Genomic DNA, 25,554 nt, shown 5'->3' with positions numbered 1-25,554 from the left:
ATCCACAATCCAACGGACCCGTCGCCAGCAAACCCAAACCCGACAGGCTGCTAGACCCAGCTGATCTCCTCGGCATAGCGGACGAACAGGAAGGTCAGCCCCTCCGGCGGCGCCGTCTGTCCGGCCCGGGCGCGGTCGCGGCCCTCCAGCACGCGGCGCGGCCACTCCACCCCGCGCTTGCCGAGGCCCACCTCCAGCAAGGTCCCCGCCAGGTTGCGGATCTGGTGGTGCAGGAAGCTGCGGGCCTCGGCGAGGATCACCACCTCCTCGCCCTGGCGCATCACGTCCAGCCGCTCCAGCGTCCGCACCGGGGTCTTCGCCTGGCAGGCGGCCGCGCGATAGGCGGAGAAGTCGTGCCGACCGAGTAGCCCCTGCGCCGCCGCATGCATCGCCGCGGCGTCGAGCGGCACCGGCACATGCCAGACCTGCCCCGCCTCCAGCGCCGGCCGGGCGCGGCGGTTGAGGATGCGGTAGCGGTAGCCCCGCCTGGTCGCGGAGAAGCGGGCATTCCAGCCATCCGGCGCCAGCGCGGCCCGCACCACCACCAGCGGGTGCGGCTTCATGTGGAAGTTGAGCGCCTCGCGCAGCCGCTCCGGCGCCAAGGCCCGCGCGAGGGCGAGCTGAGCCACCTGGCCCTCGGCATGGACGCCGGCATCGGTCCGCCCGGCGGCGATGGCGAGCGGCGTGGCGCCGCCGTCGAGCACCGCGCCCGCCTCCTCCAACACCTGCTGGACGGAAAGGCCGCTGCCCTGGCGCTGCCAGCCGACAAAGGGACTGCCGTCATATTCGAGCGTCAGCGCGTAGAGCGGCACTACCCCAGCACCGTGCCCGGCGCCAGCGGGAAGCCGCGGAGGAACTCCCCGGCCGGCAGCGGCGCGCGTCCGGGCCGCTGCAGGCGCAGCAGCCGCAGCGCGCCCTCGCCGCAGGCGATGAGCGGAGCCTCGTCCAGCACCGTGCCGGGTGGGCCGGCACCCTCCGCGGGTTCGGCTGCCAGCACGCGGATCGCCTCGCCCTGATGGGTGAAGGCCGTGCCCGGCCAGGGATTCAGGGCTCTCACCCGCCGGTCCAGCGCCGCGGCCGGCAGCGTCCAGTCGAGCGGCGCATCCGCCTTGCTGAGCTTCGGCGCATAGGTCGCGCCCGCCTCGGGCTGCGGAATGGCGGGCGGGGCGCGATCGAGCACCTCCAGCACCAGCCGCGCGCCCATGGCCGCCAGCGCGTCATGCAACTCGGGCGTCGTGCTGCGCGGGCCGAGCGGCACCGTGCCCTTCAGCAGCATGGGGCCGGTATCCAGCCCTTCCTCCATCTGCATGATGGTGACGCCGCTCTCGGCATCGCCGGCGAGGATCGCCGCCTGGATCGGGGCGGCGCCCCGCCAGCGCGGCAGCAGCGAGGCGTGGATGTTGAGGCAGCCGCGCCGCGGCGCCTCCAGCATCGGCTTCGGCAGAATCAGCCCGTAGGCCGCGACCACCGCCGCATCGAGCCTGAGCGCGGCGAAGGCGGCATGCTCCGCCGCGTCCTTCCTGAGCCGCGCCGGCGTCCGAACCGCCAGTCCGAGCTCCAGCGCCGCCCGGTGCACCGGGCAGGGCTGCTCCTTCTGCCCGCGCCCGGCGGGGCGGGGCGGCTGGCAGTAGACGGCCGCGATCTCGTGCCCCGCCCCGTGCAGGGCCCGGAGCGCCGGCACGGCGAAGTCCGGGCTGCCCATGAAGGCGAGCCTCACTCCCGCCCCCGCGCCTTCAGGTCCTTCGCCAGCTTGCGCAGCAGCATGTTCCGCTTCAGCGCGGAGAGGTGATCGACGAAAAGCACGCCGTTCAGGTGGTCGACCTCATGCTGCAGGCAGGTGGCCAACAGCCCCTCTGCCTCGATCTCGCGCCGCGCCCCGTCGAGGTCGAGGTAGCGCAGCTTCACCCGCGCCGGCCGCGTCACCTCGGCGTACTGGCCCGGAAGGGAGAGGCAGCCCTCCTCCCGCGTCGAGAGCTCGGTGCTGGCGGCCACGATCTCCGGGTTCACCAGCACGATCGGCGCCGGCTTCTCCTCCGGCTGGAGGTCGACGACGATCAGCCGCAGCAGCTCCCCCACCTGTGGGGCGGCGAGGCCGATGCCGGGCGCCTTGTACATCGCCTCCAGCATCCGCGGCGCCAGCGCCCGGACGGTCTCGGCATCGCCCGCGCCGACCGGGCGCGCCTTGGTGCGCAGCCGCGGGTCGGGGACGAGCAGGATCGGCAGGAGAGGGTCGGTGGTCATGGGAGGGGGCGATGTAGCCTCCGTGACCCCCCCTTGCAACCGGCCCGGCCATTGACAAAATCCATGACGCAGCCGGGTGCTTCGGGCCCGGCCGCCCGCCCCGCTCCGCATGAGGAGGCTCTGCTCTTGTCGCGTCCATCGGTTTTCGGCTCGCCGCTCTTCCTCGGCTTCGACCATCTCGAGCAGATGCTCGACCGCGTCGCCAAGAATGCCGACGGTTACCCGCCCTACAACATCGAGCAGACCGCCGAGAACCGGCTGCGGATCACCCTCGCCGTCGCGGGCTTCGCGATGGAGGACCTGCAGATCACGCAGGAGGACAACCAGCTCGTCATCCGCGGCCGGCAGCGCGACGATTCGGAGGGGCGGATCTTCCTCCACCGCGGCATCGCCGCCCGGCAGTTCCAGCGTGCCTTCGTCCTGGCCGAGGGGATCGAGGTGGAGGGCGCCTGGCTCGACAACGGCCTGCTGCATGTCGACCTGCAGCGGCCGCAGCCGGAGGTGCGGGTGCGGACCATCCAGATCAACGGCGGCGGGGGCCGCGATGGCGCTTCGCAGGGAAGTGCGCCGAACGGGCCGGGCTCCCGCAGCGTTGAGACACGAACGGTCAATGGGGCATCGCTGCCTGTTGTCGAGGGGCGTGCCAGCCGGGGCTGAGCCCCGGCACGGGCGCCGTTGCGCATGGATGCCCGGATGGGGCCATGCCGAAAGGAGAGAGTGCGATGAAGAACGATCAGTTTTCCAACGGCCCGGGCGATGCGAACCAGGCTGCCCTCGCCCTCCGCCAGCTGTCCGTGCAGGACTGGGCGAGCTTCGGCGTGCAGGAAATCGCCTATATCCGCCCGGTCGTGGTGAATGGCGTGAAGGCCATGTCGATCCATGCCGCCGACGGCACCCCGATCGGCGCCGCGCCGACCGCGGAGCTCGCAATCGCCGCCATCGAGCAGCACGAGCTGGCTGCCGTCCGGGTCCACTGAGCAGGGGCAGCCTCGGGCCAGGCGGCCCGGGGCGCCGTCTCCTTCAGACAGCCTGAGCGTCGATCCAGCCGACGCAGCCATCCGGCCGGCGATAGACCACGGCCAGCGCGCCGGAGCCGCTGTTGCGGAACATCAGCACCGGCGCCTGGGTGAGGTCGAGCCGCATCACCGCCTCGCTCACGCTCAGCCGGGCGATGTCGGTGGGCTGCTCGGCGATGATCGGGCTGTGCTCTCCCTTCGGCTCCGCCTCTTCCTCCGCTTCCTCCGGCTCGGCCTGCAGCACGTATTGCGTCGCCGCCTCGACCGGCCGGTCCTCGGCCAGGCTGCGGGCATGGTCGTTCACCCGTCGGCGGTAGCGGCGGAGGCGCTTGGCCACATGCTCGGCAGCGACCTCGAAGGCCTTGTGGGCATCCACCCCCTCGCCCTCGCCGCGCATGAACAGGTTGCGGCCGGCCTTCAGGTTGATGTCGCAGGCGAAGAAGGCCCCCATCCGGCCCTTGGCGTCGCGGCGGAAGGTGACGTTCGCCTCCAGCGCATGGTCGAAATACTTGCGGGCAATGACCGCCAGCCCCTCCCGGACATGCGCCTTCAGCGCCTCCCCGGTCTCGACCTGCTTGCCTGCGACGGTGATGTGCATGTGGACAAACCTCCTTCCCTTCGGTTGGGAGGGGCTGCCCGGCAGAAGGGCCGGGGGCACGGGATGCGCCCCGCGGCAGGATCAGGCCGGGACGGCCTTCTCCCGCTTACGTTGCACGGATGATGGGATGCGCAACGCCTCACGGTATTTGGCCACGGTCCGACGGGCGATGTCCACGCCTTCCTGGCGCAGCCGTTCCACGATGGCATCGTCCGAGAGGATCGCCTCCGGGTCCTCCGCCTCGATCATGGCGCGGATGCGGTGCCGCACCGCCTCGGCGCTGTGGCTCTCGCCGCCCATGGTTCCGGCGATGGCGGTGGTGAAGAAGTATTTCAGCTCGAAGGTGCCGCGGGGCGTGGCGATGTACTTGTTGGCGGTGACGCGGGAGACGGTGCTCTCGTGCATCTGCACCTCCTCCGCCACGTCGCGCAGGATCAGCGGGCGGAGATACTCGACGCCGTGGCGGAAGAAGCCGTCCTGCCGGCGGACGATCTCGCTCGCCACCTTGAGGATGGTGTTGGCCCGCTGCTCCAGGCTCTTCAGCAGCCAGTTTGCGCTCTGCAGCCGCTCGGCGAGGAAGGCCTTCTCCTCCTTGTTGCGGGCGCCGACCTGGCAGCGGGCATGGAAGCCGCGGTTGACCAGCACCCGCGGCAGGGTCTCCGGGTTGAGCTCAAGCAGCCAGCCGTCATCCGGGGCGCGGCGCATCAGCACATCGGGGACGAGGGCAGGGGCGGGGGCGGCGTCGAAGCTGGCGCCCGGCTTCGGGTCGAGCCGCTTCAGCTCCATCAGCATATCCGCCAGATCTTCGGAATCCACCCCGCAGATGGCCATCAGCGCCACGCGGTCGCGCCGGGCAACCAGGTCCAGGTGGTCGAGCAGCGCCTGCATGGCTGGGTCCAGCCGATTCCGCTCGGCGAGCTGCACGGCGAGGCACTCGGCCAGGTTGCGGCAGAACATGCCGGCCGGGTCGAAGCGCTGCATCCGGGCGCGGACGGCGGCGACCTCCGCCTCCCCGCAGCCGAGGGCGGCGGCGATCTGCGCATCCTCCACCGCCAGCCGCCCGGCGGGGTCGACCAGGGCGAGGAGCTGGGCGGCGATCAGCCGCTCCCGCGGGGAGTGGAAGGCGATGCGGACCTGCTCCCCGAGATGCTCGCGGAGGCTCCGCGCGCCGGCAGCCAGGTCCTCGATGCCGGAGAGGTCCTCGCCGAAATCCGCCCGGCCGCCGCGGCCATAGGGCGATTCATAGCCGCCGCCCGCGTCATAGACATTGTCCCATTCGGCATCGAGCGGCCCGGCGGCCTCGCTCGGCAGCGTGTCGGAGACGGCGGCGGCGTGGCTGTCGGAGCCCTCGGCCACTGCGGGGGAGGTGTCGACCCGGTGGCCGGAATCGGGGCCGGAGGGCGTCCGCTCGTCCCGCTCCAGCAGCGGGTTGCGCTCCAGCTCCTCCTCGACGAAGGCGGATACCTCGAGGTTGGAGGATTGCAGCAGCTTGATGGCCTGCCGCAGCTGCGGCGTCATCACCAGCGATTGCGACTGTCGCAGGTCGAGGCGCGGCGCCAGCGACATGGTCAGGCGCTCCCTCCGGCCGAAGGGGGCAAGGCGATGCCGTGCCGCATGAACTAGAGGCTGAACCTTTCGCCGAGATAGACCCGCCGCACGCCCTCATGCGCGACGATGTCGTGCGGCAGCCCCTCCATCAGCACCTGGCCGTCGTGGAGGATGTAGGCCCGGTCGATGATCTCCAGCGTCTCGCGCACATTGTGGTCGGTGATGAGCACGCCGATGCCGCGGTTCTTCAGGTGTTTCACCAGGTCGCGGATCTCGCCGACCGCGATGGGGTCGATGCCGGCCAGCGGCTCGTCGAGCAGGATGTAGGCGGGGTGCGTCGCCAGGGCCCGGGCGATCTCGCAGCGCCGCCGCTCGCCGCCCGAGAGCGCCAGCGCCGGCGCCCGGCGCAGATGGGCGATGCCGAATTCGGCGAGCAGCGCATCGAGCATCTGCTCGCGCCGGTCGCGCACCGGCTCCACCACCTCGAGCGCGGCGCGGATATTGTCCTCGACCGAGAGGCCGCGGAAGATCGATGCCTCCTGCGGCAGGTAGCCGAGGCCGAGGCGCGCGCGGCGATACATCGGCAGCATCGTCACGTCGTGGCCGTCCATGACGACCTTGCCGTCATCCGGCTGCACCAGGCCGGTGATCATGTAGAAGGTCGTCGTCTTGCCGGCGCCGTTCGGCCCGAGCAGCCCGACCGCCTCGCCGCGCTTCAGGTTGATCGAGACATTCCGCACGACGGGGCGCTTGCGGTAGCGCTTGCCGAGGCCGGTCGCCACCAGCCCGCCCTCGCCCTCGATGGCGCGGAGCGCCGGCGTGCGGGCCTCGGCGGGAAGCGTCGTCTGGTTCATCGGCTGCGGCGCTCCGGCGTTGCGGGTTGGGGCGAGGCGCCGCGGCTGGGGGCCTGGTCGCCGGGCTTCTCCGCGTCCTGGTTCGGCATGATCAGCCCCTGCACCCGGGCGCCCGGCGCCGAGACCAGCCGCGCCACATTGGTGCGGAGGTTCACGATCGCCTCCTGCCCGTTGATCTGGTTGTCGACGCGGGTGATCCGCACATTGCCGAGCAGCCGCGCCATGCCCGTTGCGGCGCTGTAGACGCCGCGGTCGCCGCGGACGACATCGGTCGCGGTGCGGATCTCGACATTGCCGAAGGCCTCGACGCGGTCGACCTTGCCCTGGCCGGGCACCGGCCTCTCGCCCGGCTTGGCCGCCACGGGGGGAAGCGCGGGCGCGGCATTGGCCTGCCCCGGCCCGTCCAGCATGTAGGAGACGAGGGTGTCGCCGGCGATCCGCCGTCCGCCCTCGGCATTGTCCACCACCACGGCATTGCCGCGGGCGACGGCCATCTTCCGCGCCGACCAGTATTCCAGGCTGTCCTTGGCGGTGATGATCTGGCTCGGCGTGGTGAGCGAAAGGTCGCCGCGGCCGGTCAGCACCAGCACCGCCTGGTCAATGTCATAGACGGCGCGGTCGCCGCGGGCGGTGTCGGTCTCGGTGACGATGCGGACATTGCCCTCCGCCTCGAGCCGCCAGATCTCATTGGCGCCGCCGAGCGCCTGGTCCGGGCTGCCGGCCGCTGCGGCGGGCTGCACCGCGCGGGACTGCGCCTCGCCCGGCCGTGCCTGGGGCCGGTAGCGGGCCAGCAGCCGGTCGGCATAGACGGTGACGTTGCCGCGGAGGGCGCGGGCATTGCCGCGGGCGATGACCACCTGCTCCGCCTGGCGCCACTCGATGCCGTCGGAGGCGGTGACATCCACCGGCCCGCCCTGGGAGAGGTCGATGCCCTGGGCCCCCGCCGCCATCGGCAGCACGAGCAGGGCGGCGAGCAGCCAGCGCCTCATGGCCGGCCGCCCTCCAGCACCGCATGGGCCTGGCCGGTGAAGACGACGACGGCGCCGCCCTCCCAGATGCGGAAGCCGTCCGAGGTGATGGTGCCGAAACTGCCCTGGGCGGCCACCGGGTCGTCGCCGCTGGCGGTGCCCGCCTCGGTCTCAACCGCGGCCGTCTCGGTCAGCATCATCATGCCGCTGTCGTGGTAGATCGTCACCTCGCCCTTGAGGTCGAGATGGTTGGCGGCGCGGTCGAACCGCCCGCTATGCGCTTGCAGGTAGACCCAGGCGCCGTCGGAGAGGAGGATGTCCGCCCGCGGCTCCTCAAGGTCGAGCACCTGCTCCGCCCCCGGCTGCTGGCCGGTGCGGGCGGTGACGGTGAAGGGCCGGTTCAGCTCGTCGACCCCCTGGTAGCGCGGATTGACGACCCGCAGCCCCTCCGCCCGCGGCATCATCATGCGACGGAAGCTGACGCGGGAGCGGTCCTCATTGCCCTCAATCTCCGGCCAGAACACCACCAGGCCGAGCAGCGCGAGGGCGAAGGCCGGCAGCAGCCGCTTGCTCCAGCGGACGAAGAAGCGCCGACGCGCCATCTGCCCCTGGCTGAAGCCGCGGCGCTCGCGCGAGAGCGGGAGCATGGCATGGTCGGCGGGTGACGGCGCGCGAACGGCCATGGTCCGAGCCGGGGAGGGCCGGTCCGGCTTCACGGTCCCGCCTGGCGCCCGGACGGGCGAGGCCGGGAAATGGCTCTTCGCATCTGCACACCCCATCTATGGGCTGCCATGCCCCAAGGGTCAACGCATCAGGCGGCGTCGGACAAGAATCGTGCCAGAAACCCGGTTTGGCCTTGACAAGTGGTTAATTGTTGCAGGGGCGGCCGACCATCAATGCGCGAGAATATCGGGATCGGCATAGCCGAGCAGGTCGAGTGCGCCCCGCGCCGGCAGGAAGCGGAAGCAGGCCTCGGCCAGCTCCAGCCGCCCCTCGCGCCGCAGCAGCCCCTCGAGCTTCCCCCAGAGCGCATGCAGGTGCAGCACGTCCGAGGCGGCATAGGCCAGCTGCTCCGGCGAGAGCTCCGGCGCGCCCCAGTCCGAGCTCTGCTGCTGCTTCGAGATCTCGACCCCGAGCAGCTCCTTGCAGAGATCCTTCAGCCCGTGCCGGTCGGTGAAGGTGCGGACCAGCTTGGCGGCGACCTTGGTGCAGACCACCGGCGCGACGGTGACGCCGAGATGCTGGTGCAGCGCCGCGCAGTCGAAGCGGGCGAAGTGGAAGAGCTTGGTGACCGCCGGGTCCTCGAGCAGCCGCTTCAGGTTCGGGCAATCGGCGCCGCGGCCGCCCAGGCGCTCGGGGATGATCTGCACCAGCTCCGCATTGCCGTCGCCGGCGGAGAGCTGCACTAGGCAAAGCCGGTCGCGGTGCGGGTTGAGCCCCATCGTCTCCGTATCGATCGCGACCATGCTGCCGAAATCGAGCCCGTCGGGCAGGTCATGGCGATGCAGGCGGATCACGGCGGGGCTCCTGGCGGCAGCGTTGCCGCGGCCGGCCGGCTGGGGGGAGAAGAGGGTCGTGCCCAATGCGCGGTCCCCGAAGCGGGGGATGGTGCCCAGGAAAGGACTCGAACCTTCACGACCTTGCGGTCACTGGCACCTGAAGCCAGCGCGTCTACCAATTCCACCACCTGGGCACAGGCTGCGGAGCCGGCGGTGACATTCCGCCGGGAGCGCGCAGATAGAAGGCCATGCGTCCGGCGTCAAGCGGCTTTGCGGCCCTGCTTGGCGTTGCACCCCGCCAGACCTATGGTCCGCCCGCCTTCAGCTTGGAGTAGCCCCGCATGCGCCAGACCACTATCCGTCAGGTCGCCACCGTCTTCGGCGGAGCCGGCTTCATCGGCCGCTACGTGGTGCAGCGGCTGGCAACGCGCGGCTGGGTGGTGCGTGTCGCCGGGCGCGACCCGGCGCGGGCGCGCTTCCTGCAGACGCAGGGGATGGTGGGGCAGATCGTGCCGCTGGCCGCCAATCTCGGCGACGAAGGCCAGCTCGCCCGCGCCATCGCCGGGGCGAACCTCGTGGTCAATCTCGTCGGCATCTTGGCGGAGCGGGCGGCGGGCGACTTCCAGCGCGTCCAGGCCGAGGGCGCGGGACGGGTCGCGCGGCTGGCGGCGGAAGGCGGGGTGGAGCGGCTGGTCCATGTCTCGGCGATCGGCGCCGATGCCGAGAGCCCGAGCCGCTACGGCCGCAGCAAGGCGGAGGGCGAGGCGGCCGTCCGCGCCGCCTTCCCGCAGGCTACGATCCTCCGCCCCTCCATCGTCTTCGGGCCGGAAGACCAGTTCTTCAACCGCTTCGCCGGCCTCGCCCGGATGCTGCCGGTGATGCCGGTGGTCTCCGGCAAGACCCGCTTCCAGCCGGTCTATGTCGGCGACGTGGCGGATGCGGTGATCGCCGCCGCCGACCGCGAGGAGGCGCTCGGCAAGACCTATGAGCTGGCCGGGCCGCGCGTGCTCTCCTTCCGCGAGCTGCTGCGCTTCATCCTCGACACCACCGGCCACAGGCGCCCGCTGGTCGACCTGCCGGAGGGGCTGGTGAAACTGCAGGTCGCCCTCGGCCGCTACCTGCCCAACCCGCCGCTGACCGAGGATCAGCTGCTCATGCTGCAGCGGGACAATGTCGCCTCGCCCGGAGCGCCGGGCCTCGCCGATCTCGGCATCACCCCCAAATCGGTGGAGGCGGTGGTGCCGGGCTATCTCAGGCGCTTCCGTACCGGGGGCGGGCGCAGGCCGCTGGCCGCGGGCTGAAAGGGCCGAATCGGTCCCTCTGGTCTGCGGGAGAGTTTCCCAAACTTTCCGTCCGGCCCCACTGTCCGGAAATAGGGTCGGTTCTGCTGACCTTTCGGCGAAAAAGGACTCGCGTCACGCCTCGCGGCGCCGTAATGCTGCGCATGTCATCAGCCGGGGCGGCTGCGGCGCTGCGCGCCCGCATCGCCCTTGATCGAGAAAGCGGGGACGCCGCCATGGCCGAACGGATGCTGCAATTCGTGCGCCTTTCCCAGGCGCAACCGGAAAAGCGCGACATCGCCTCCCGTCGCTCCGATTTCGGCGAGATCTACCGGGAATTCGCCGCCGAGGCCGCCTCCGCCCAGGCCAGCCGCTGCAGCCAGTGCGGCGTGCCCTTCTGCTCCATCCACTGCCCGCTGAACCAGAACATCCCCGACTGGCTGAAGCTGACGGCGGAGGGGCGGCTGGAGGAGGCGCATGAGGTCAATTCGGCGACCAACACCTTCCCCGAGATCTGCGGCCGCATCTGCCCGCAGGACCGGCTCTGCGAGGGCAATTGTGTCATCGAGAAGGGTTTCGAGAGCGTCACCATCGGCGCTGTCGAGAAGTACATCAACGACACCGCCTGGGCGAATGGCTGGGTGAAGCCGCCGATTCCACGCCAGGAGAAGCTGCACAGCATCGGCATCATCGGCGCAGGGCCCGCCGGCCTGGCCACCGCCGAGCGGCTGCGCAGCCGCGGCTGGCAGGTCCATGTCTATGACCGCTACGACCGCGTCGGCGGGCTGATGATCTACGGCATCCCCAATTTCAAGCTGGAGAAGGAGGTGGTGCTGCGCCGCTGGAAGCTCTTCGAGGCGGGCGGCATCCACTTCCACCTGAACTGCGCCGTCGGCACCGATATCACCATCGACGAGCTGCGGGCGAAGCACGACGCCGTCTTCATCGCGACAGGCGTCTACAAGGCGCGCGACATCGAGGTGCCCGGCAGCGACCTCCCCGGGATCATCCCTGCGCTCGACTACCTGACCGCCTCGAACCGCGACAACCTGGGCGACGAGGTCCCCGCATTCGCCTCCGGCGCGCTGAATGCCAGGGGCAAGCGCGTGGTCGTGCTGGGCGGCGGCGACACGGCGATGGATTGCGTCCGCACCGCCATCCGCCAGGGCGCCACGGCCGTCACCTGCCTCTACCGCCGCGACAAGGCGAACATGCCGGGTTCCATGCGCGAGGTGAAGAATGCCGAGGAGGAGGGCGTGGAGTTCACCTGGCTCGCCGCCCCCGACGCCTTCATCGGCGCGGGCAAGGTGGAGGCGGTGCGCGCTGTGCGCATGCATCTCGGCCTGCCGGATGCGACCGGCCGGCAGCAGGTGGCCGCCATCCCCGGCAGCGAGTTCGCCATTCCCTGCGACCTCGCCATCAAGGCGCTCGGCTTCGATGCCGAGGACCTGCCGGCGATGTTCAACGAGCCGGCGCTCGCCGTCACCCGCTGGGGGACACTGAGGGTCGACCACCGCACGATGATGACGGCGCTGCCCGGCGTCTTCGCCGGCGGCGACATCGTCCGCGGCGCCTCGCTCGTTGTTTGGGCGATTCGCGACGGGCGCGACGCCGCGGATCAGATCGAGGCCTATGTCACGCAGAAGGCGAGCGCCCTCGCCACCGCCGCGGAGTGAGAGCGATGACCGAGACCGGATCCGAATTCGCCCGCGCCTATCAGGCGAGCGCCGCCCGCCTCCGCGACGAGGCGCATGTCGACACCACCGAGCATGACGCCTGCGGCGTCGGCCTCGTCGCAGCTCTCGACGGCAAGCCCTCCCGCAAGGTCGTGCAGGCCGGCATCGACGCGCTGAAGGCGGTCTGGCACCGCGGCGCCGTCGATGCCGATGGCAAGACCGGCGACGGAGCGGGCATCCATATCGAGATCCCGCAGGACTTCTTCGCCGAGGTGGTGCAGCGCGGCGGCGACCGGCTGCGCCCGGGCCGCATCGCCGTCGGCATGGTCTTCCTGCCGAAGAGCGACCTCAGCGCGCAGGAGCGCTGCCGCCAGATCGTCGAGACGGAGATCCTCTCGGCCGGCTACGCCATCTATTCCTGGCGCCAGGTGCCGATCGGCGTCGGCTGCATCGGCGAGAAGGCCAATGCGACGCGGCCCGAGATCGAGCAGATCCTGATCCACGATCCGGAACTGCGCGACGAGGCGACCTGCGAGCGCGACCTCTACGTCATCCGCCGCCGGATCGAGAAGCAGGCCATCGCCGCGCAGATTTCCGAGCTCTACCTCTGCTCCCTGTCCTGTCGCTCGCTGATCTACAAGGGGATGTTCCTCGCCGAGCACCTGACGGAATTCTACCCGGACCTCACCGATCCGCGCTTCGTCTCGCGCTTCGCCATCTACCACCAGCGCTACTCGACCAACACCTTCCCGACCTGGAAGCTGGCCCAGCCCTTCCGCACCCTCGCCCATAACGGCGAGATCAACACGCTGCACGGCAACGCCAATTGGATGAAAAGCCACGAGACGCGGCTCTCCCACCCGCTGCTCGACGCGCATCTCGAGGACATCAAGCCCGTCGTGCAGGCCGGCGGCTCCGACACGGCGACGCTCGACAACGTCTTCGAGCTGCTGGTCCGCGGCGGCCGCGACGCGCCAATGGCGAAGTCGATGCTGATCCCGGAGAGCATCACCAACAACGCGACGATGCCGCAGGCGCATCGCGAGTTCTTCCTCTACTGCAACGCGGTGATGGAGCCCTGGGACGGCCCGGCCGCCATCGCCGCGACGGATGGCCGCTGGGTCATCGCCGGGCTCGACCGCAACGGCCTCCGCCCGCTGCGCTACACCCAGACGGCGGACGGGCTGCTGATCGTCGGCTCCGAGACGGGGATGGTGAAGGTTTCCGAGGACGCGATCGTCGCCAAGGGCCGCGTCGGCCCCGGCCAGTGCATCGGCGTCGACCTCGAGGCCGGCCGCTTCTACCGCGATGCCGAGCTGAAGGACGAGCTCTCGGGCCGCCACCCCTTCGGCAAGTGGACCGAGCGCACCACGCGCATCGACGGCATCGTCCGCGCCGGCGCCGGCGAGCCCGTTGCCTTCCAGGGGGAGGAGCTGCGCCGCCGCCAGCTCGCCGTCGGCTACACGCTGGAGGAGCTGGAGACCATCCTCCACCCGATGGTCGAGGACAGCGCCGAGGCTGTCGGCTCCATGGGCGACGACACGCCGATCGCCGTGCTCTCCGGTCAGTATCGCGGCCTGCACCACTATTTCCGCCAGACCTTCAGCCAGGTCACCAACCCGCCCATCGACAGCCTGCGCGAGACGCGGGTGATGACGCTGAAGACCCGCCTTGGCAATCTCGGGAACATCCTCGACGAGGACCCGACGCAATGCGACATGCTGATGCTGGACAGCCCCGTGCTGTCGAATGCCGAGTTCGTTGCGATGCGCGGCTATATGGGTGCGACCGCCTGCGAGGTGGACTGCACCTTCGCCGCCGATGAGGGCGCGGCCGGCCTTCGCCGCGCCATCGACCGCATCCGGCGCGAGGCGGAGGAGGGCGTGCGCTCCGGCTGCGCCCACGTGATCCTGACGGACGAGAAGCAGTCGGCCGGCCGTGCGCCGATCCCGATGATCCTTGCCGTCGGCGGCGTGCACACGCATCTGGTGAAGCACTCGCTCCGCACCTTCACCAGCCTCAATGTCCGCAGCTCCGAATGCGTCGACGTCCACTACTTCGCCGTGCTGATCGGCGCCGGCGCGACGACGGTGAATGCCTATCTCGCGCAGGAGAGCATCGCCGACCGGCACCGCCGCGGTCTCTTCGGCTCGGCCTCGCTCGAGGACTGCGTGGCCCACTACAAGAAGGCGGTGGACAAGGGCCTGTTGAAGATCATGTCCAAGATGGGCATCTCGGTCCTCAGCAGCTATCGCGGCGGCATGAATTTCGAGGCGATCGGTCTCTCGCGCGCGCTCGTCGCCGAGTTCTTCCCTGGCGTGCCGAGCCGCATCTCCGGCATCGGCCTGCAGGGCATCGCCCGGCGCGTGCTGGCGCTGCACCGCCGCGCCTGGGATGCGGATGTCATCACGCTGCCGGTCGGCGGCCTCTACAAGCGGCGCCTCCGCGGCGAGAGCCATGCCTTCGACGGCGGCCTGATCCACACGCTGCAGGAGGCGGTGGAGACCGACAGCTACACCAAGTTCAAGCGCTATTCGGAGGCGGTGCGCCGCCAGGCGCCGGTCGCGCTGCGCGACCTGCTCGACTTCCGCAGCGAGGGCCGCGCCGCCGTGCCGCTCGAGGAGGTGGAGAGCATCACCGAGATCCGGAAGCGCCTGGTCGCCCCCGGCATCTCGCTCGGCGCGCTCAGCCCGGAGGCGCACGAGACGCTGTCCATCGCCATGAACCGCATCGGCGCCAAGTCCGACAGCGGCGAGGGCGGCGAGGACCCGGAGCGGGCCCGCCCGCGCGCCAATGGCGACAACGCCAACAGCGCCATCAAGCAGATCGCCTCCGGCCGCTTCGGCGTGACGGCGGAGTACCTCAACAACTGTCGCGAAATCGAGATCAAGGTGGCGCAGGGCGCGAAGCCCGGCGAGGGCGGCCAGCTGCCCGGCTTCAAGGTCAGTGGCATCATCGCCAGGCTGCGGCATGCGACGCCGGGCGTGACGCTGATCTCGCCGCCGCCGCATCACGACATCTACTCGATCGAGGACCTGGCGCAGCTCATCTACGACCTGAAGCAGATCAACCCCGAGGCGACGGTCTGCGTGAAGCTGGTCAGCCGCTCCGGCATCGGCACGATTGCCGCAGGTGTGGCCAAGGCGAAGGCGGATGCGATCTTGGTCTCCGGCCATTCCGGCGGCACCGGCGCCTCGCCCGTCTCCTCCATCAAGTATGCCGGCCTGCCCTGGGAGATGGGCCTCTCCGAGACGCATCAGGTCCTCCAGCTCAACCGGCTGCGGCACCGGGTGAAGCTCCGCACCGATGGCGGCATCAAGACCGGGCGCGACGTCGTCATCGCCGCCATGCTCGGCGCCGAGGAATTCGGCATCGGCACCGCCTCGCTGGTGGCGATGGGCTGCATCATGGTCCGGCAGTGCCACAGCAACACCTGCCCGGTCGGCGTCTGCACCCAGGACGAGACGCTGCGGAAGAAGTTCGCCGGCAGCCCGGAGAAGGTGATCAACCTCTTCTCCTTCGTGGCGGAGGAGGTGCGGGAGATCCTTGCCTCGCTCGGCTTCCGCAAGCTGACCGATGTCATCGGCCGCAGCGACCTGCTGAAGCAGGTCAGCCGCGGCTCGGAGGATCTCGACGACCTCGACCTGAACCCGCTGCTGGTCCAGGCTGACGCCGGCGGCCTGCCGAGCTATTGCACGCTGGAAGGCCGCAACGAGGTACCGGAGACGCTGGATGCGGACATGATCCGCGACGCCGCCTCCCTCTTCGAGCGCGGCGAGAAGATGCAGCTGCAGTACAACATCCGGAACACGCATCGCGCGATCGGCACCAAGATCAGCAGCAAGATCGTGCGGAAATTCGGGATGACCGGGCTGCAGCGCGGCCACCTGACGGTGCGGCTGCGCGGCACGGCCGGGCAGTCGCTCGGCGCCTTCGCGGTGCGCGGCCTGAAGCTCGAGGTGCTGGGCGATGCCAACGACTATGTCGGCAAGGGCCTCTCCGGCGCCGCCATCGTCGTGCGTCCGGCACCCTCCTCCAGCCTCGTCTGGAGCGAGAACACCATCATCGGCAACACCTGCCTCTATGGCGCGACGGCGGGCGAGCTCTTCGCCGCGGGCCAGGCGGGGGAGCGCTTCGCCGTCCGCAACAGCGGGGCGACAGCGGTGGTCGAGGGGTGCGGGGCCAATGGCTGCGAGTACATGACCGGCGGCACGGTCGTGATCCTCGGCTCCGTCGGCGACAATTTCGGCGCCGGCTTCACCGGCGGCATGGCCTTCCTCTACGACCCCGAGGAGAGCTTCGAGCGCCGCGTGAACCCCGACACGTTGTTCTGGTCCCGCCTCGCCTCCAACCATTGGGAGGCGCAGCTCCAGGTACTCATCGGCCGGCATGTGGCGGAGACGGGCAGCCGCCTCGCCGCCCGGCTGCTGAACGACTGGGAAACGGAGCGCGGCCGCTTCTGGCACGCCGTGCCGAAGGAGTACGCGAAGTACCTGCCGGTGCCGATGCGGGACGAGTGCGCCCCGGGGGCGGCCGTGGCGGCCGAATAGGCCGCCCCGCCTAGGGCCGCAGCGCCTTGGTGAACTGGCCCTCGCCGTTATAGGGCCAGTAGAGCCCCCACTGGCTGTAATAGGCCTTGCAGGCTGCCATGTCGGCCAGGTAGCTCGCCTCGCCCTCCCGGAAGGCGGCGAAGCGGGTATCCGGCCTCACCCCGGGATGCTGGTGCCCGTGCGGCGGGTCGAAGTCGTCCTGCGCCCCGTGCTGCAGCTTGCTCTGCAGCCCGGTATTCAGCACCCGCACCGCCTCCATCGCCTCCTTGTCCCATTTGCCACGCTCGGCGCCGGAGATCAGGGCGGAGGCGAAGAGCTTGCGGTAGCCGCCCTCCGGCTTCCTCGCCCAGAGGCTCATCATGTCGTAGTCCGAGACGAAGATGTTGCCGCGCTCGGGATGGACGCCGAGGCCGCTCTCGCCCGACTTCACCGTGTTGCCGGCGCTGTCATGCCCGTCCGCCCAGCGCTTCGGCGGCACGGTGCCGTGGAAGGCGACGGCGCCGCGCTTCGGGCAGCGCATGATGATCAGCACCCCGAGGCGGCGCGTCGCCTCCCGGAAGGTCGCCACATCCTCCGGCCCGATATCGCTCTGCTCGGCGAAGCGGACATCCTCCGGGGCGACCCGGCCGCTGGCCCGGCTCAGACGGTGGAACACCGCCAGTTCGGCGATCGTGTTCGTGAATGGCATATGGCCCGTCCTCCCGTTCAAGGACATTATCATACCGAATCCACCCCGCCTCCCGGAAGCCGGTGCGGAACGCCTTCCGCTGCCGCGGCGCGGGTGTCATAAGGCCGTGCCGTGCGAACCCTCTATCACATCCCGCTCTCGCCCTTTTCCCGCAAGGTCCGCCTGGCCCTGGCGGAGAAGCGGATTCCCTTCGAGCTCCGCGTCGAGCGGATCTGGGAGAGGCGGCCGGACTTCCTGGCGCTGAACCCGGCCTGCACCGTCCCCGTGCTGCAGGAGGAGAACGGCTTCGTCATCGCCGACAGCTACGCCATCTGCGAGTATCTGGACGAAGCCTATCCCGACATGCCGCTCTACGGCCGGACGCTCGGCGAGCGGGCCGAGGTGCGGCGGCTGGTGGCCTGGTTCGACCACAAGTTCCATACCGAGGTCACCCGCAACCTGCTCTACGAGAAGCAGCTGAAGCGCCTCCTCGGCCGGGGCAATCCGGATGCCGCCGCCATGCGGGCCGGCTACCAGAACATGAAGATCCATATGGAGTATATCGGCGACCTGGCCGAGAACCGCGCCTGGCTGGCCGGCTCGCAGATCAGCCTCGCCGACTTCGCCGCCGCCGCGCAGCTCTCCTCGCTCGACTATATCGGTGACGTGAAATGGGAGCTGAGCGAGGCGGCGCGCGATTGGTATGCCCGGATGAAGTCGCGCCCCTGCTTCCGCGGCCTCCTGGCGGACCGCATCAGCGGCCTCGCCCCGCCCGAGCATTACGCCGACCCGGATTTCTGACGGCCGGACCGCTCGCCTCAGGCGTGGTTGTCGTTGCCCGGAGCCCGGGCTTCGGCCTGCACCCAGGTGAACAGGCCCGACGCCAGCATCCGCCGGGACCTAGCCAGCCGCTCCGGCGCGATGAAGAGGTGGAGGTCACGCGTCTCCGCCTCGCTCAACCGTGTGAAGCCCGGGAGGGCCGGCGCCCTGCCGCCGCCCCGGGTCCCGTTCCTGCCGATCTGGTGCTGCCAATCGTCCATCGTCCAAATACCTGCATCGTGAGTACGAAATCAAAATGACACGGTTTTGGTTTCGACGCGACCAGGGAAATCCGCCCTCCCTGGGGTTGGATCAGCCGAGCGCCTCCGCCGCGTCGACCTCCCGCCCGCGCCCGGCATTCCGCATCACCTCGGCCAGATGCGGGCGGATGGCGAGCTGGTGGCGGTAGATGGCCGCCGCCGCCCGCGGCAGCACCCCGCCGCGGCCTAGCATCGCATCGCCGAGTTCCAGCATCCGCAGGTTGGGCCAGGTCTTCTCGCGGATGGCGAGGATGCCGTGCAGCACCTCCGCCGCCGTCAGCTCCGGCCGCGCCTGGGCGAGGATCAGGCTCATCGCCGCGGTCGAGCGGGAGATCCCGACATGGCAATGCACCAGCAGCCGCGCCGTCTGCTCCGCCGCCAAGCCGCGGCCGAAATCGAGGATCGCGGCCACATGCGCCTCGCCCGGCGCCACTTGGCCGGGCTGCTCCTCGATGACGTCGTGGAAGCGCAGCTCCAGCCGTGCATGCTCGCCGAAGCTGCCGAAGGCCTCCGGCTCGGCACGATCCGGGTCGAGGATGGAGAGCACATGGCTGACGCCGGTGGCGCAATGGCCTCCAAGCTCCTCGATGCCGCAGACATGGATGGGGAAGGGGAGGGGGCTGCTCATCCGCCCAGCCTGCGCCGGCGGGCCGCCACGGTCCAGGCTTGCGCCGGAGGCGGCTCTGTCCCATGTTCCTGTTTCGTGCCGAAAGAGGAGGCCGCTTGCCCAAGGACCGCGCCCGCTATGTCTGCCAGTCCTGTGGCGCCGTCCATCCGAAGTGGCAGGGTCGCTGCGATGCCTGCGGCGAGTGGAACACCCTGCAGGAGGAGGCGGCCGCTGTCCGCGGCCCCGGCCCGGCCGCCAAGGTGGCCGGCGGCCGGCGCGTGGAATTCGTCGGCCTGCAGGGGAGCTCGGCCCCGCCGCCGCGCATCCCGACCGGCCTGCCGGAACTCGACCGGGTGCTCGGTGGCGGCATCGTCCCCGCCTCCGCCGTGCTGGTCGGCGGCGACCCCGGCATCGGCAAGTCGACCATCCTCCTCCAGGCTGCCGCCCGCATCGCCGGCAGCGGCCATCGGGCCCTCTATGTCAGCGGCGAGGAGGCGGTGGAGCAGGTGCGCCTCCGCGCGCTGCGCCTCGGCCTCGAAGGGGCGCCGCTGGCGCTCGCCGCCGCGACGGCGCTGCGCGACATCGTCGCCAGCCTGGAGCAGGAGCGGGAGGCGGCGCTCGTCGTCATCGACTCCATCCAGACGCTCTGGCTCGATGCCCTCGATTCCGCGCCCGGCACCGTCGCCCAGGTCCGCGCCTGCGCGGCGGAGCTGATCCGCCTCGCCAAGACCCGCGGCTTCGCCCTCATCCTGGTCGGGCATGTGACGAAGGAGGGCACGCTCGCCGGCCCGCGCGTGCTGGAGCACATGGTCGACGCCACGCTCTACTTCGAGGGCGATCGCGGCCACCAGTTCCGCATCCTCCGCGCGGTGAAGAACCGCTTCGGCGCGACCGACGAGATCGGCGTCTTCGAGATGACCGAGCGCGGCTTGGTCGAGGTGCCGAACCCCTCCGCCCTTTTCCTCGCCGAGCGGCGCGGCAATGTCTCCGGCTCCGCCGTCTTCGCCGGGATCGAGGGCACGCGGCCGGTCCTGGTCGAGGTGCAGGCGCTGCTCGCCCCCTCGGCCGGCGGGAGTCCCCGACGGCAGGTGGTCGGCTGGGATTCCGGGCGGCTCGCCATGCTGATGGCGGTGCTCGAGGCGCGCTGCGGCATGACCCTCGGCATGAACGACGTCTATCTCAACATCGCCGGCGGCCTCCGCATCGCCGAGCCCGCGGCCGACCTTGCCGTCGCCGCCGCCCTGGTCTCCGCCGCCACCGACCGGCCGACCGACCCGGAGACCGTCTATTTCGGCGAGGTGGGCCTCTCCGGCGAGGTCCGCCAGGTCGCCCAGGCCGAGGCGCGGCTGCGCGAGGCGCAGAAGCTCGGCTTCGCCGCCTCCGTCCTGCCCCGCCGGGTCGCCCGCGGCGGCCGCACGCCGAGCGCGCCGGACGGGCTTCGCCTCACCGAGGTGGGCCATCTCGCCGACCTGGTCGCCGCCTTCGCCGGACGCTCGGTGCGGAAGGAGCCGGCCAGAGCATGATCCGCGATCACTGGATCACGGATCATGCTCTGGCTAGCCGTGTGGCCGCATGATTTACCCCTTCGGCCGTTCCGGCCTGCGGCGACCAAGCTCTGAGGCCGGGTAATTCGGGCACACCTGTGCCCCGCGCTGCCCAGCCCTACCGCTGGTGCGCGTGGACACCCCCACCCCCCATCGCTATATCCGCCGCACGATGACCTGGGTCGATGCTGTGGTCCTGGCGGTGCTGGCCGTCTCGGCGGTGCTCGCTTTCCTGCGCGGGCTGGTGCAGGAGGTGCTGGGGGTGGGGGCCTGGATCGGCGCCGCCGCCCTGGCCCTCATCCTGCGCCCCTCCGTTGCGCCCCTGCTCCAGGGCACGGTCGATCCCCCCTGGCTCGCCGATGCCCTGGCCGCGGGCGCCGTCTTCCTCGTGGTGCTGATCGTGCTGAAGGTGCTGATCGCCTTCGTCGCGCGCCTGGTGCAGAATTCCGTCCTCGGCGGCACCGACCGGGCGCTCGGGATGCTGTTCGGCATCGCGCGGGGTGCCTTTCTCGTCATCCTTGCCTATATCCTCGGCGGCATGTTGCTTCCGGCGACCGAGCGCTGGCCGGAGCCGGTCCGGGAGGCCCGCTCCCTCCCCCTGGTGATCGAAGGCGCGCAATGGCTCGTCGCCCAGCTTCCCACCGAGTACCGCCCCCGCGTGGCCTCGCCGCCGGCCCGCCCCATCCCGACGCAGGAAGACTTCGAGCGGCCGCCTGCCCGCAACCGGACGTGAGGACCCTCCCATGACCGAACAGGCCCCGCAGTTCGCCACCCCGGACGATGACAAATTCCACGAGGAATGCGGCGTCTTCGGCATCTGGAACACCAACGACGCCGCGGCGCTGACGGCGCTCGGCCTGCACGCGCTGCAGCATCGCGGCCAGGAGGCCGCGGGCATCGTCAGCCTCGACGAGGGCGGCATCTTCCACGCCCATCGGGGCCGCGGCCTAGTCGGCGACACCTTCTCGGACGCCAAGATCATGGCCTCGCTGCGCGGCCGCGCCGCCCTCGGCCACAACCGCTACGCCACCACGGGCGAGACGGCGCTGCGCAACGTCCAGCCGCTCTACGCCGACTTCGCCTTCGGCGGCTTCGCGGTCGCGCATAACGGCAACCTTACCAATGCCCTCGCGCTCCGCCGCAGCCTCGTCAACCGCGGCTGCCTGTTCCAGAGCACGACGGACAGCGAGGTCTTCATCCACCTCATCGCCATCAGCCTCTACTCGACGGTGGTCGACCGGCTGATCGACGCGCTCCGCCAGGTGCAGGGCGCCTACAGCCTCGTCGCCCTGCATGACGGCGCGCTGATCGGGGCGCGGGACCCGCTCGGCGTCCGCCCCCTCGTCCTCGGCCGCACCGGCGGGACGGATGGCGTACCGACCTCCTGGGTGCTGTGCAGCGAGACCTGCGCCCTCGACATCGTCGGCGCGGAGTTCGTCCGCGACATCGATGCCGGCGAAATCATCATTATCGACGACCAGGGCGTCCACAGCATCAAGCCCTTCGGCAGGCACCAGGCCCGCTTCTGCATCTTCGAGTACATCTACTTCGCCCGCCCGGATTCGGTGGTCGAGGGCACGCCGGTCTACGAGACCCGCAAGCGCATCGGCGCCGAGCTGGCGCGCGAGAGCGGCGTCGAGGCGGATGTGGTGGTCCCCGTGCCCGACAGCGGCGTGCCGGCTGCGATGGGCTATGCGACCGAGAGCGGCATCCCCTTCGAGCTCGGCATCATCCGCAACCACTATGTCGGCCGCACCTTCATCGAGCCGACCGACCAGATCCGCCATCTCGGCGTGAAGCTGAAGCACAGCGCCAACCGGCCGATGCTGGAGGGCAAGCGCGTCATCCTTGTCGACGACAGCATCGTCCGCGGCACCACCAGCAAGAAGATCGTCGAGATGGTCCGCGCCGCCGGCGCGCGCGAGGTGCACATGCGCATCTCCTCCCCGCCCACGACCCACAGCTGCTACTACGGCATCGACACGCCCGAGCGCGGCAAGCTGCTGGCCGCGACGCATGACCTCGAGGGCATGGCGAAGATCATCGGCGTCGACAGCCTCGCCTACATCTCGCTCGACGGGCTCTACCGGGCGCTGGGCAAGCCCGGCCGCGACGTGGCGAAGCCCGCCTATTGCGATGCCTGCTTCACCGGCGACTACGCCATCCCGCTGAGCGACGCCCAGGCGAACAGCGACAAGCAGCTCTCGCTGCTGCAGATCGGCTGATGGCGAAGCCGCTGGAGGGCTCGGTCGCCTTGGTCACCGGCGCCTCCCGCGGCATCGGCGCCGCGGTGGCGCTGGAGCTCGCCCGCCTCGGCGCCCATTGCGTGCTGACCGCCCGCACCCAGGGCGCGCTGGAGGAGGTGGACGACACCATCCGCGGCGAGGGCGGCCAGGCGACGCTCTTCCCGCTCGACCTTGCCAAGGATGCCGAGAAGATCGACATGCTCGGCCCCTCGATCGTGCATCGCTTCGGCCGGCTCGACATCCTCGTCCACGCCGCCGGGCTGCTGGCGAAGCTCACCCCCGTCGCGCACATCATGCCGCCCGATTGGCAGGGGAGCGTCGCGGTGAACCTCACCGCCACCTGGCGCCTGATCCGCACCTGCGACCCGCCGCTGCGTGCCGCGCCCGCCGGCCGCGCCGTCTTCCTCGCCGATGCGGTGGCCGAGGCGCCGCGCGCCTATTGGGGCCTCTACGGCTTCGGCAAGGCCGGCCAGGCGCATCTCGCGCGCTCCTGGGCGGCCGAGGTGGAGAGCACGCCGCTCCGCGTCAACCTGGTCGATCCGGGGCCCGTCGCCACCCGCCTCCGCGCCGTCGCCATGCCAGGCGAGAACCCGGCAAGCCTGCGCCAGCCCGCCGAGGTGGCCGCCGCCATCGCCGCCCTCTGCCGGCCGGAGGAGACCCGGCACGGGGCGACCATCGCGCTCGGCGCGTGAATTACCGCCACGCCTTCCATGCCGGCAATTTCGCCGATTGCATGAAGCACGCCCTGCTGGCGGCGCTGCTGCGGGCGCTGGCCGCCAAGCCGGCGCCCTTCCGCGTGCTCGACACCCATGCCGGCCTCGGCGACTACGACCTCGCCGCACCCGAGGCCGGGCGCACCGGCGAGGCCGATCGCGGCATCCTCCGCCTGCTCGATGCCGGGGACGGCCCGCTCGCCGACTATCTGGCCCTTGTCCGCGCCGCCGGCGCTCCTGCGCGCTATCCGGGCTCGCCCGCCCTGGTCCGGGCGCTGCTGCGTCCGCAGGACCGCCTCCTCGCCTGCGAGCTGCATCCGGAGGACCATGCGGTGCTGCGCGCCCGCTTCCGGCGCGATCCGCAGGTCGCCGTGCATCTGCGCGACGGCTGGGAGGCGCTGCGCGCCCTGACACCCTTCCCGGAGCGGCGCGGCCTGGTGCTGGTCGACCCGCCCTTCGAGCAGGAGGGCGAGTTCGAGCGCATGGCGGCCGGCATCGCCCTCGTCGCCCATCGCTTCCGCGCCGCCATCCAGGCCTGCTGGTACCCGATCAAGCACCGCGCCCCGGTCCGCGCCTTCCACACGGCCCTGCAGGAAAGCGGCGTCCGCGACCTGATCGCCGCCGAGCTCTGGCTGCGCGAGCCGACCGATCCGCAGCGGCTCAACGGCTGCGGCCTGATCATCGCCAACCCGCCCTGGCATTTCGAGGCGGCGGCGGGCGCCATGCTCGCCGCCCTGCTGGACCGCCTCGGCACGCGCGAGCCGGGCGAGGGCTGGGCGATCACCCGCCTCACCGCGGAGTAGGGGGTGGCGCATCTCGCCGTCATCGGCGCCGGCGCCTGGGGCACGGCGCTCGCGGTGCAGGCGGCGCGCGCGGGCGGCGCGGTGACGCTCTGGGCCCACGACGCCGGCCGCGCCGCCGCCATCGCCGAGGCGCGGGAGAATGTGCGCCACCTGCCCGGCATCGCGCTCGACCCTTGCATCGCCGTCACCGCCGATCCGGCCGCGCTGGCCGGGGCGGAGGCGGCGCTCCTCGCCGTCCCGACCCAACATCTCCGCGCCCTGCTGGCCCGGCTGCCGGCCTCGCTGCCGCCGCTCATCCTCGCCGCCAAGGGCGTGGAGCGGGAGAGCCTCCTCTTCCCGCTCGAACTGCTGGAGCGGCTCCGCCCGGGCCACCCCGGCGCCATCCTTTCCGGCCCCAATTTCGCCCATGAGGTCGCTGCCGGCCTGCCCGCCGCCGCCGTCCTCGCCGGCCGCGACGCAGCGTTGTGCGAGGGCGCAGCCGCCCGCCTCGCCACGCCCGGCTTCCGCCTCTACGGCAGCGACGACCCGCTCGGCGTGCAGGTCGGCGGGGCCGCGAAGAACGTCATCGCCATTGCCGCCGGGGCGGTGATCGGCGCCGGGCTCGGCGAGAATGCCCGCGCCGCCCTCATCACCCGCGGCCTCGCCGAACTGTCCCGCCTGGTCGTGGCGCTCGGCGGCCGGGCGGAGACCGCCGCCGGCCTCTCGGGCCTCGGCGACCTGCTGCTGACCGCGGCCGGCCCCTCCAGCCGCAACACCGCGCTCGGCCTGGCCCTCGGCCGCGGCCTCACCCTGGCCGAGGCCCTGGCGGGCAAGGCCAGCGTAGCCGAGGGCGCCAGCACCGCCCCGGCCCTGCTCGCCCGCGCCAAGGCCGCCGGGGTGGAGCTGCCGGTCTGCGACGCCGTCACCGCGCTGCTGGCGGCCGAGACGACCGTCGCCGAGGCGATGGCGCAGCTCCTGGCCCGGCCGCGGCGGGACGAGTAGGCAGCACCCCCACCTGCCGGCATTGCCGGACCAGCAGGCACCCCTCGCAGCGCGGCCGCTCGCCGGTGCAGATCGCCTTGCCGAAGGGCACCAGCCGCTCGTTGATCTCGATCCAGTAGCGCCGGGGCAGCACCGCCTCCAGCGCCCGCATCGTTTGCTCCGGCGTCCGCGCCGCGACATAGCCCCAGCGGTTGACGATGCGATGGACATGGATGTCGACCGAGATCGCCGCCCGCCCAAAGCCGATGCCGAGGGTCAGCGCCGCGATTTTCGGCCCGACGCCGCGCAGCGCCATCAGCCCCTCGGGCGTGTCGGGCACCGCCCCCGCCGCCGCGATCTGCCGCGAGAGGGCGAGGATGTCCCGCGCCTTCGGCTCCGGGAAGGTGGCGCCATGCAGCAGGCCGACCAGCTGCGCCTCGTCCAGCGCCGCCATCGCCGCCGGCGTGTTCGCCACGGCGAAGAGGCGCTCCGAGACCGGCAGGCTCACCTCGTCCCGCGTCCGCGCCGAGATCAGGGCCGAGACCAGCTGCTCGAAGGGCGAGCCATGGCCGCGGTCGCGCAGCTCGAACATCGCTGCCTTGGGCAGCCTCGCCACCACCTCCCGCAGCAGGCGGAAGACGAGGTCGATATCGAAGGGGTCCTTGTCGGCATCGGCGTCCATCCCGCCTCAACGCGGCGGAGGCG

25 protein-coding genes and 1 tRNA gene are annotated in these 25,554 nt (G+C 71.2%); 12 read left to right on the top strand and 14 right to left on the bottom strand.

The window, feature by feature from the left end; genetic code table 11:
• Window positions 1-50: 50 nt before the first annotated feature.
• The 3 genes from truA to def are packed head-to-tail and all read right to left on the bottom strand — an operon-like array spanning window position 51 to window position 2,241.
• On the bottom strand, window positions 51-812 hold the full coding sequence (truA, locus tag AC5JJ1_RS20720; protein ID WP_495787005.1) for a tRNA pseudouridine(38-40) synthase TruA: 762 nt from the start codon (window positions 810-812) through the stop codon (window positions 51-53).
• A complete protein-coding gene (gene fmt, locus AC5JJ1_RS20715) occupies window positions 812-1,717 on the bottom strand; it encodes a methionyl-tRNA formyltransferase (RefSeq protein WP_495787004.1) in 906 nt (301 codons plus the stop codon). The genes truA and fmt overlap by 1 nt, the downstream gene beginning before the upstream one ends.
• Window positions 1,714-2,241, bottom strand: coding sequence for a peptide deformylase (gene def, locus AC5JJ1_RS20710; protein ID WP_495787003.1), 528 nt, complete (start codon window positions 2,239-2,241; stop codon window positions 1,714-1,716). Before def ends, fmt begins: the two co-directional genes overlap by 4 nt.
• Window positions 2,242-2,427: 186 nt before the next feature.
• Between def and AC5JJ1_RS20705 the strand changes: the two genes are divergently transcribed.
• Together AC5JJ1_RS20705 and AC5JJ1_RS20700 are read left to right on the top strand one after the other, a co-directional pair.
• Window positions 2,428-2,898, top strand: coding sequence for an Hsp20 family protein (locus AC5JJ1_RS20705; protein ID WP_495787010.1), 471 nt, complete (start codon window positions 2,428-2,430; stop codon window positions 2,896-2,898).
• A 65-nt stretch (window positions 2,899-2,963) separates the two neighbouring features.
• Entirely contained in the window at window positions 2,964-3,218 is a 255-nt protein-coding gene (locus AC5JJ1_RS20700; RefSeq protein ID WP_495787002.1) for a DUF1150 family protein, read from the top strand.
• A gap of 43 nt (window positions 3,219-3,261) precedes the next feature.
• Here AC5JJ1_RS20700 and hpf read toward each other — a convergent pair whose 3' ends face one another.
• From hpf to AC5JJ1_RS20665, 7 genes are all read right to left on the bottom strand, one after another.
• Window positions 3,262-3,855 carry a ribosome hibernation-promoting factor, HPF/YfiA family gene (gene hpf, locus AC5JJ1_RS20695; RefSeq protein WP_495787001.1) on the bottom strand — a complete coding sequence of 198 codons (594 nt, stop codon included), beginning with the start codon at window positions 3,853-3,855 and terminating at the stop codon, window positions 3,262-3,264.
• Between the two features lie 81 nt (window positions 3,856-3,936).
• Window positions 3,937-5,421, bottom strand: coding sequence for an RNA polymerase factor sigma-54 (rpoN, locus tag AC5JJ1_RS20690; protein WP_495787000.1), 1,485 nt, complete (start codon window positions 5,419-5,421; stop codon window positions 3,937-3,939).
• A 53-nt stretch (window positions 5,422-5,474) separates the two neighbouring features.
• Window positions 5,475-6,257, bottom strand: coding sequence for an LPS export ABC transporter ATP-binding protein (lptB, locus tag AC5JJ1_RS20685; protein WP_495786999.1), 783 nt, complete (start codon window positions 6,255-6,257; stop codon window positions 5,475-5,477).
• Window positions 6,254-7,246, bottom strand: a complete 993-nt coding sequence (locus tag AC5JJ1_RS20680) for an LptA/OstA family protein (RefSeq protein WP_495786998.1) — start codon at window positions 7,244-7,246, stop codon at window positions 6,254-6,256. The genes lptB and AC5JJ1_RS20680 overlap by 4 nt, the downstream gene beginning before the upstream one ends.
• Entirely contained in the window at window positions 7,243-7,908 is a 666-nt protein-coding gene (gene lptC, locus AC5JJ1_RS20675) for an LPS export ABC transporter periplasmic protein LptC (RefSeq protein ID WP_495786997.1), read from the bottom strand. The genes AC5JJ1_RS20680 and lptC overlap by 4 nt, the downstream gene beginning before the upstream one ends.
• 210 nt (window positions 7,909-8,118) lie before the next feature.
• The gene (locus AC5JJ1_RS20670; RefSeq protein WP_495787009.1) at window positions 8,119-8,691 is read right to left on the bottom strand and encodes a ribonuclease D; all 573 of its coding nucleotides are present in this window, start codon (window positions 8,689-8,691) and stop codon (window positions 8,119-8,121) included.
• Between the two features lie 140 nt (window positions 8,692-8,831).
• Window positions 8,832-8,918, bottom strand: a tRNA-Leu gene (locus tag AC5JJ1_RS20665).
• Window positions 8,919-9,065: 147 nt separating this feature from the next.
• Here AC5JJ1_RS20665 and AC5JJ1_RS20660 point away from each other — a divergent pair.
• The 3 genes from AC5JJ1_RS20660 (at window position 9,066) to gltB (ending at window position 16,230) form a co-directional block, all read left to right on the top strand.
• Window positions 9,066-10,025 carry a complex I NDUFA9 subunit family protein gene (locus AC5JJ1_RS20660; RefSeq protein WP_495786996.1) on the top strand — a complete coding sequence of 320 codons (960 nt, stop codon included), beginning with the start codon at window positions 9,066-9,068 and terminating at the stop codon, window positions 10,023-10,025.
• A gap of 215 nt (window positions 10,026-10,240) precedes the next feature.
• Entirely contained in the window at window positions 10,241-11,680 is a 1,440-nt protein-coding gene (locus AC5JJ1_RS20655; protein WP_495787008.1) for an NAD(P)-dependent oxidoreductase, read from the top strand.
• 5 nt (window positions 11,681-11,685) lie between these two features.
• Complete coding sequence (gene gltB / locus AC5JJ1_RS20650; protein ID WP_495786995.1) at window positions 11,686-16,230, top strand: glutamate synthase large subunit; 4,545 nt, start codon at window positions 11,686-11,688, stop codon at window positions 16,228-16,230.
• A gap of 10 nt (window positions 16,231-16,240) precedes the next feature.
• On the opposite strand, the gene AC5JJ1_RS20645 is transcribed toward gltB, so the two are convergent.
• Window positions 16,241-16,918 carry a hypothetical protein gene (locus tag AC5JJ1_RS20645; protein ID WP_495786994.1) on the bottom strand — a complete coding sequence of 226 codons (678 nt, stop codon included), beginning with the start codon at window positions 16,916-16,918 and terminating at the stop codon, window positions 16,241-16,243.
• Window positions 16,919-17,029: 111 nt separating this feature from the next.
• Here AC5JJ1_RS20645 and fzlA point away from each other — a divergent pair, with 111 nt between their 5' ends.
• Window positions 17,030-17,698: an FtsZ-binding protein FzlA gene (gene fzlA, locus AC5JJ1_RS20640; RefSeq protein ID WP_495786993.1), complete on the top strand. Its 669-nt coding sequence runs from the start codon at window positions 17,030-17,032 to the stop codon at window positions 17,696-17,698.
• 17 nt (window positions 17,699-17,715) lie between these two features.
• Here the strand turns inward: fzlA and AC5JJ1_RS20635 are convergent, their stop codons facing one another.
• Window positions 17,716-17,937, bottom strand: a complete 222-nt coding sequence (locus AC5JJ1_RS20635; RefSeq protein WP_495786992.1) for a hypothetical protein — start codon at window positions 17,935-17,937, stop codon at window positions 17,716-17,718.
• Window positions 17,938-18,028: 91 nt separating this feature from the next.
• The gene (locus AC5JJ1_RS20630; protein ID WP_495786991.1) at window positions 18,029-18,604 is read right to left on the bottom strand and encodes a tyrosine phosphatase family protein; all 576 of its coding nucleotides are present in this window, start codon (window positions 18,602-18,604) and stop codon (window positions 18,029-18,031) included.
• A 62-nt stretch (window positions 18,605-18,666) separates the two neighbouring features.
• On the opposite strand from AC5JJ1_RS20630, the gene radA reads away from it, so the two are divergent.
• The 6 genes from radA to AC5JJ1_RS20600 all read left to right on the top strand — a co-directional run bounded on the left by radA (window position 18,667) and on the right by AC5JJ1_RS20600 (window position 24,870).
• Complete coding sequence (gene radA, locus AC5JJ1_RS20625) at window positions 18,667-20,106, top strand: DNA repair protein RadA (protein WP_495786990.1); 1,440 nt, start codon at window positions 18,667-18,669, stop codon at window positions 20,104-20,106.
• Between the two features lie 154 nt (window positions 20,107-20,260).
• Complete coding sequence (locus AC5JJ1_RS20620; RefSeq protein ID WP_495786989.1) at window positions 20,261-20,860, top strand: CvpA family protein; 600 nt, start codon at window positions 20,261-20,263, stop codon at window positions 20,858-20,860.
• Between the two features lie 10 nt (window positions 20,861-20,870).
• Window positions 20,871-22,352: an amidophosphoribosyltransferase gene (gene purF, locus AC5JJ1_RS20615; protein WP_495786988.1), complete on the top strand. Its 1,482-nt coding sequence runs from the start codon at window positions 20,871-20,873 to the stop codon at window positions 22,350-22,352.
• Complete coding sequence (locus AC5JJ1_RS20610; RefSeq protein ID WP_495786987.1) at window positions 22,352-23,065, top strand: SDR family NAD(P)-dependent oxidoreductase; 714 nt, start codon at window positions 22,352-22,354, stop codon at window positions 23,063-23,065. The genes purF and AC5JJ1_RS20610 overlap by 1 nt, the downstream gene beginning before the upstream one ends.
• On the top strand, window positions 23,062-23,889 hold the full coding sequence (locus AC5JJ1_RS20605) for a 23S rRNA (adenine(2030)-N(6))-methyltransferase RlmJ (protein ID WP_495786986.1): 828 nt from the start codon (window positions 23,062-23,064) through the stop codon (window positions 23,887-23,889). The genes AC5JJ1_RS20610 and AC5JJ1_RS20605 overlap by 4 nt, the downstream gene beginning before the upstream one ends.
• A gap of 3 nt (window positions 23,890-23,892) precedes the next feature.
• Entirely contained in the window at window positions 23,893-24,870 is a 978-nt protein-coding gene (locus tag AC5JJ1_RS20600) for an NAD(P)H-dependent glycerol-3-phosphate dehydrogenase (RefSeq protein ID WP_495786985.1), read from the top strand.
• On the opposite strand, the gene AC5JJ1_RS20595 is transcribed toward AC5JJ1_RS20600, so the two are convergent.
• The gene (locus tag AC5JJ1_RS20595; protein ID WP_495786984.1) at window positions 24,791-25,531 is read right to left on the bottom strand and encodes an endonuclease III domain-containing protein; all 741 of its coding nucleotides are present in this window, start codon (window positions 25,529-25,531) and stop codon (window positions 24,791-24,793) included. The genes AC5JJ1_RS20600 and AC5JJ1_RS20595 overlap by 80 nt on opposite strands.
• Window positions 25,532-25,554 lie beyond the last annotated feature (23 nt).

The sequence above is a fragment of the Belnapia sp. genome (genome assembly GCF_059504005.1).
Note: the sequence above shows the minus strand (reverse complement) of the source record. Positions and strands in the feature narration are given on the sequence as shown.

Coding starts and splice junctions, on each gene's coding strand:
- AC5JJ1_RS20700 (WP_495787002.1), top strand. CDS start 2,964: ATGAAGAACGATCAGTTTTCCAACGGCCCGGGCGATGCGAACCAGGCT.
- def (WP_495787003.1), bottom strand. CDS start 2,241: ATGACCACCGACCCTCTCCTGCCGATCCTGCTCGTCCCCGACCCGCGG.
- hpf (WP_495787001.1), bottom strand. CDS start 3,855: ATGCACATCACCGTCGCAGGCAAGCAGGTCGAGACCGGGGAGGCGCTG.
- AC5JJ1_RS20610 (WP_495786987.1), top strand. CDS start 22,352: ATGGCGAAGCCGCTGGAGGGCTCGGTCGCCTTGGTCACCGGCGCCTCC.
- AC5JJ1_RS20670 (WP_495787009.1), bottom strand. CDS start 8,691: ATGGTCGCGATCGATACGGAGACGATGGGGCTCAACCCGCACCGCGAC.
- AC5JJ1_RS20635 (WP_495786992.1), bottom strand. CDS start 17,937: ATGGACGATTGGCAGCACCAGATCGGCAGGAACGGGACCCGGGGCGGC.
- AC5JJ1_RS20645 (WP_495786994.1), bottom strand. CDS start 16,918: ATGCCATTCACGAACACGATCGCCGAACTGGCGGTGTTCCACCGTCTG.
- AC5JJ1_RS20660 (WP_495786996.1), top strand. CDS start 9,066: ATGCGCCAGACCACTATCCGTCAGGTCGCCACCGTCTTCGGCGGAGCC.
- AC5JJ1_RS20655 (WP_495787008.1), top strand. CDS start 10,241: ATGGCCGAACGGATGCTGCAATTCGTGCGCCTTTCCCAGGCGCAACCG.
- gltB (WP_495786995.1), top strand. CDS start 11,686: ATGACCGAGACCGGATCCGAATTCGCCCGCGCCTATCAGGCGAGCGCC.
- purF (WP_495786988.1), top strand. CDS start 20,871: ATGACCGAACAGGCCCCGCAGTTCGCCACCCCGGACGATGACAAATTC.
- AC5JJ1_RS20705 (WP_495787010.1), top strand. CDS start 2,428: ATGCTCGACCGCGTCGCCAAGAATGCCGACGGTTACCCGCCCTACAAC.
- lptB (WP_495786999.1), bottom strand. CDS start 6,257: ATGAACCAGACGACGCTTCCCGCCGAGGCCCGCACGCCGGCGCTCCGC.
- AC5JJ1_RS20630 (WP_495786991.1), bottom strand. CDS start 18,604: ATGAGCAGCCCCCTCCCCTTCCCCATCCATGTCTGCGGCATCGAGGAG.
- AC5JJ1_RS20680 (WP_495786998.1), bottom strand. CDS start 7,246: ATGAGGCGCTGGCTGCTCGCCGCCCTGCTCGTGCTGCCGATGGCGGCG.
- radA (WP_495786990.1), top strand. CDS start 18,667: ATGTTCCTGTTTCGTGCCGAAAGAGGAGGCCGCTTGCCCAAGGACCGC.
- AC5JJ1_RS20595 (WP_495786984.1), bottom strand. CDS start 25,531: ATGGACGCCGATGCCGACAAGGACCCCTTCGATATCGACCTCGTCTTC.
- rpoN (WP_495787000.1), bottom strand. CDS start 5,421: ATGTCGCTGGCGCCGCGCCTCGACCTGCGACAGTCGCAATCGCTGGTG.
- lptC (WP_495786997.1), bottom strand. CDS start 7,908: ATGGCCGTTCGCGCGCCGTCACCCGCCGACCATGCCATGCTCCCGCTC.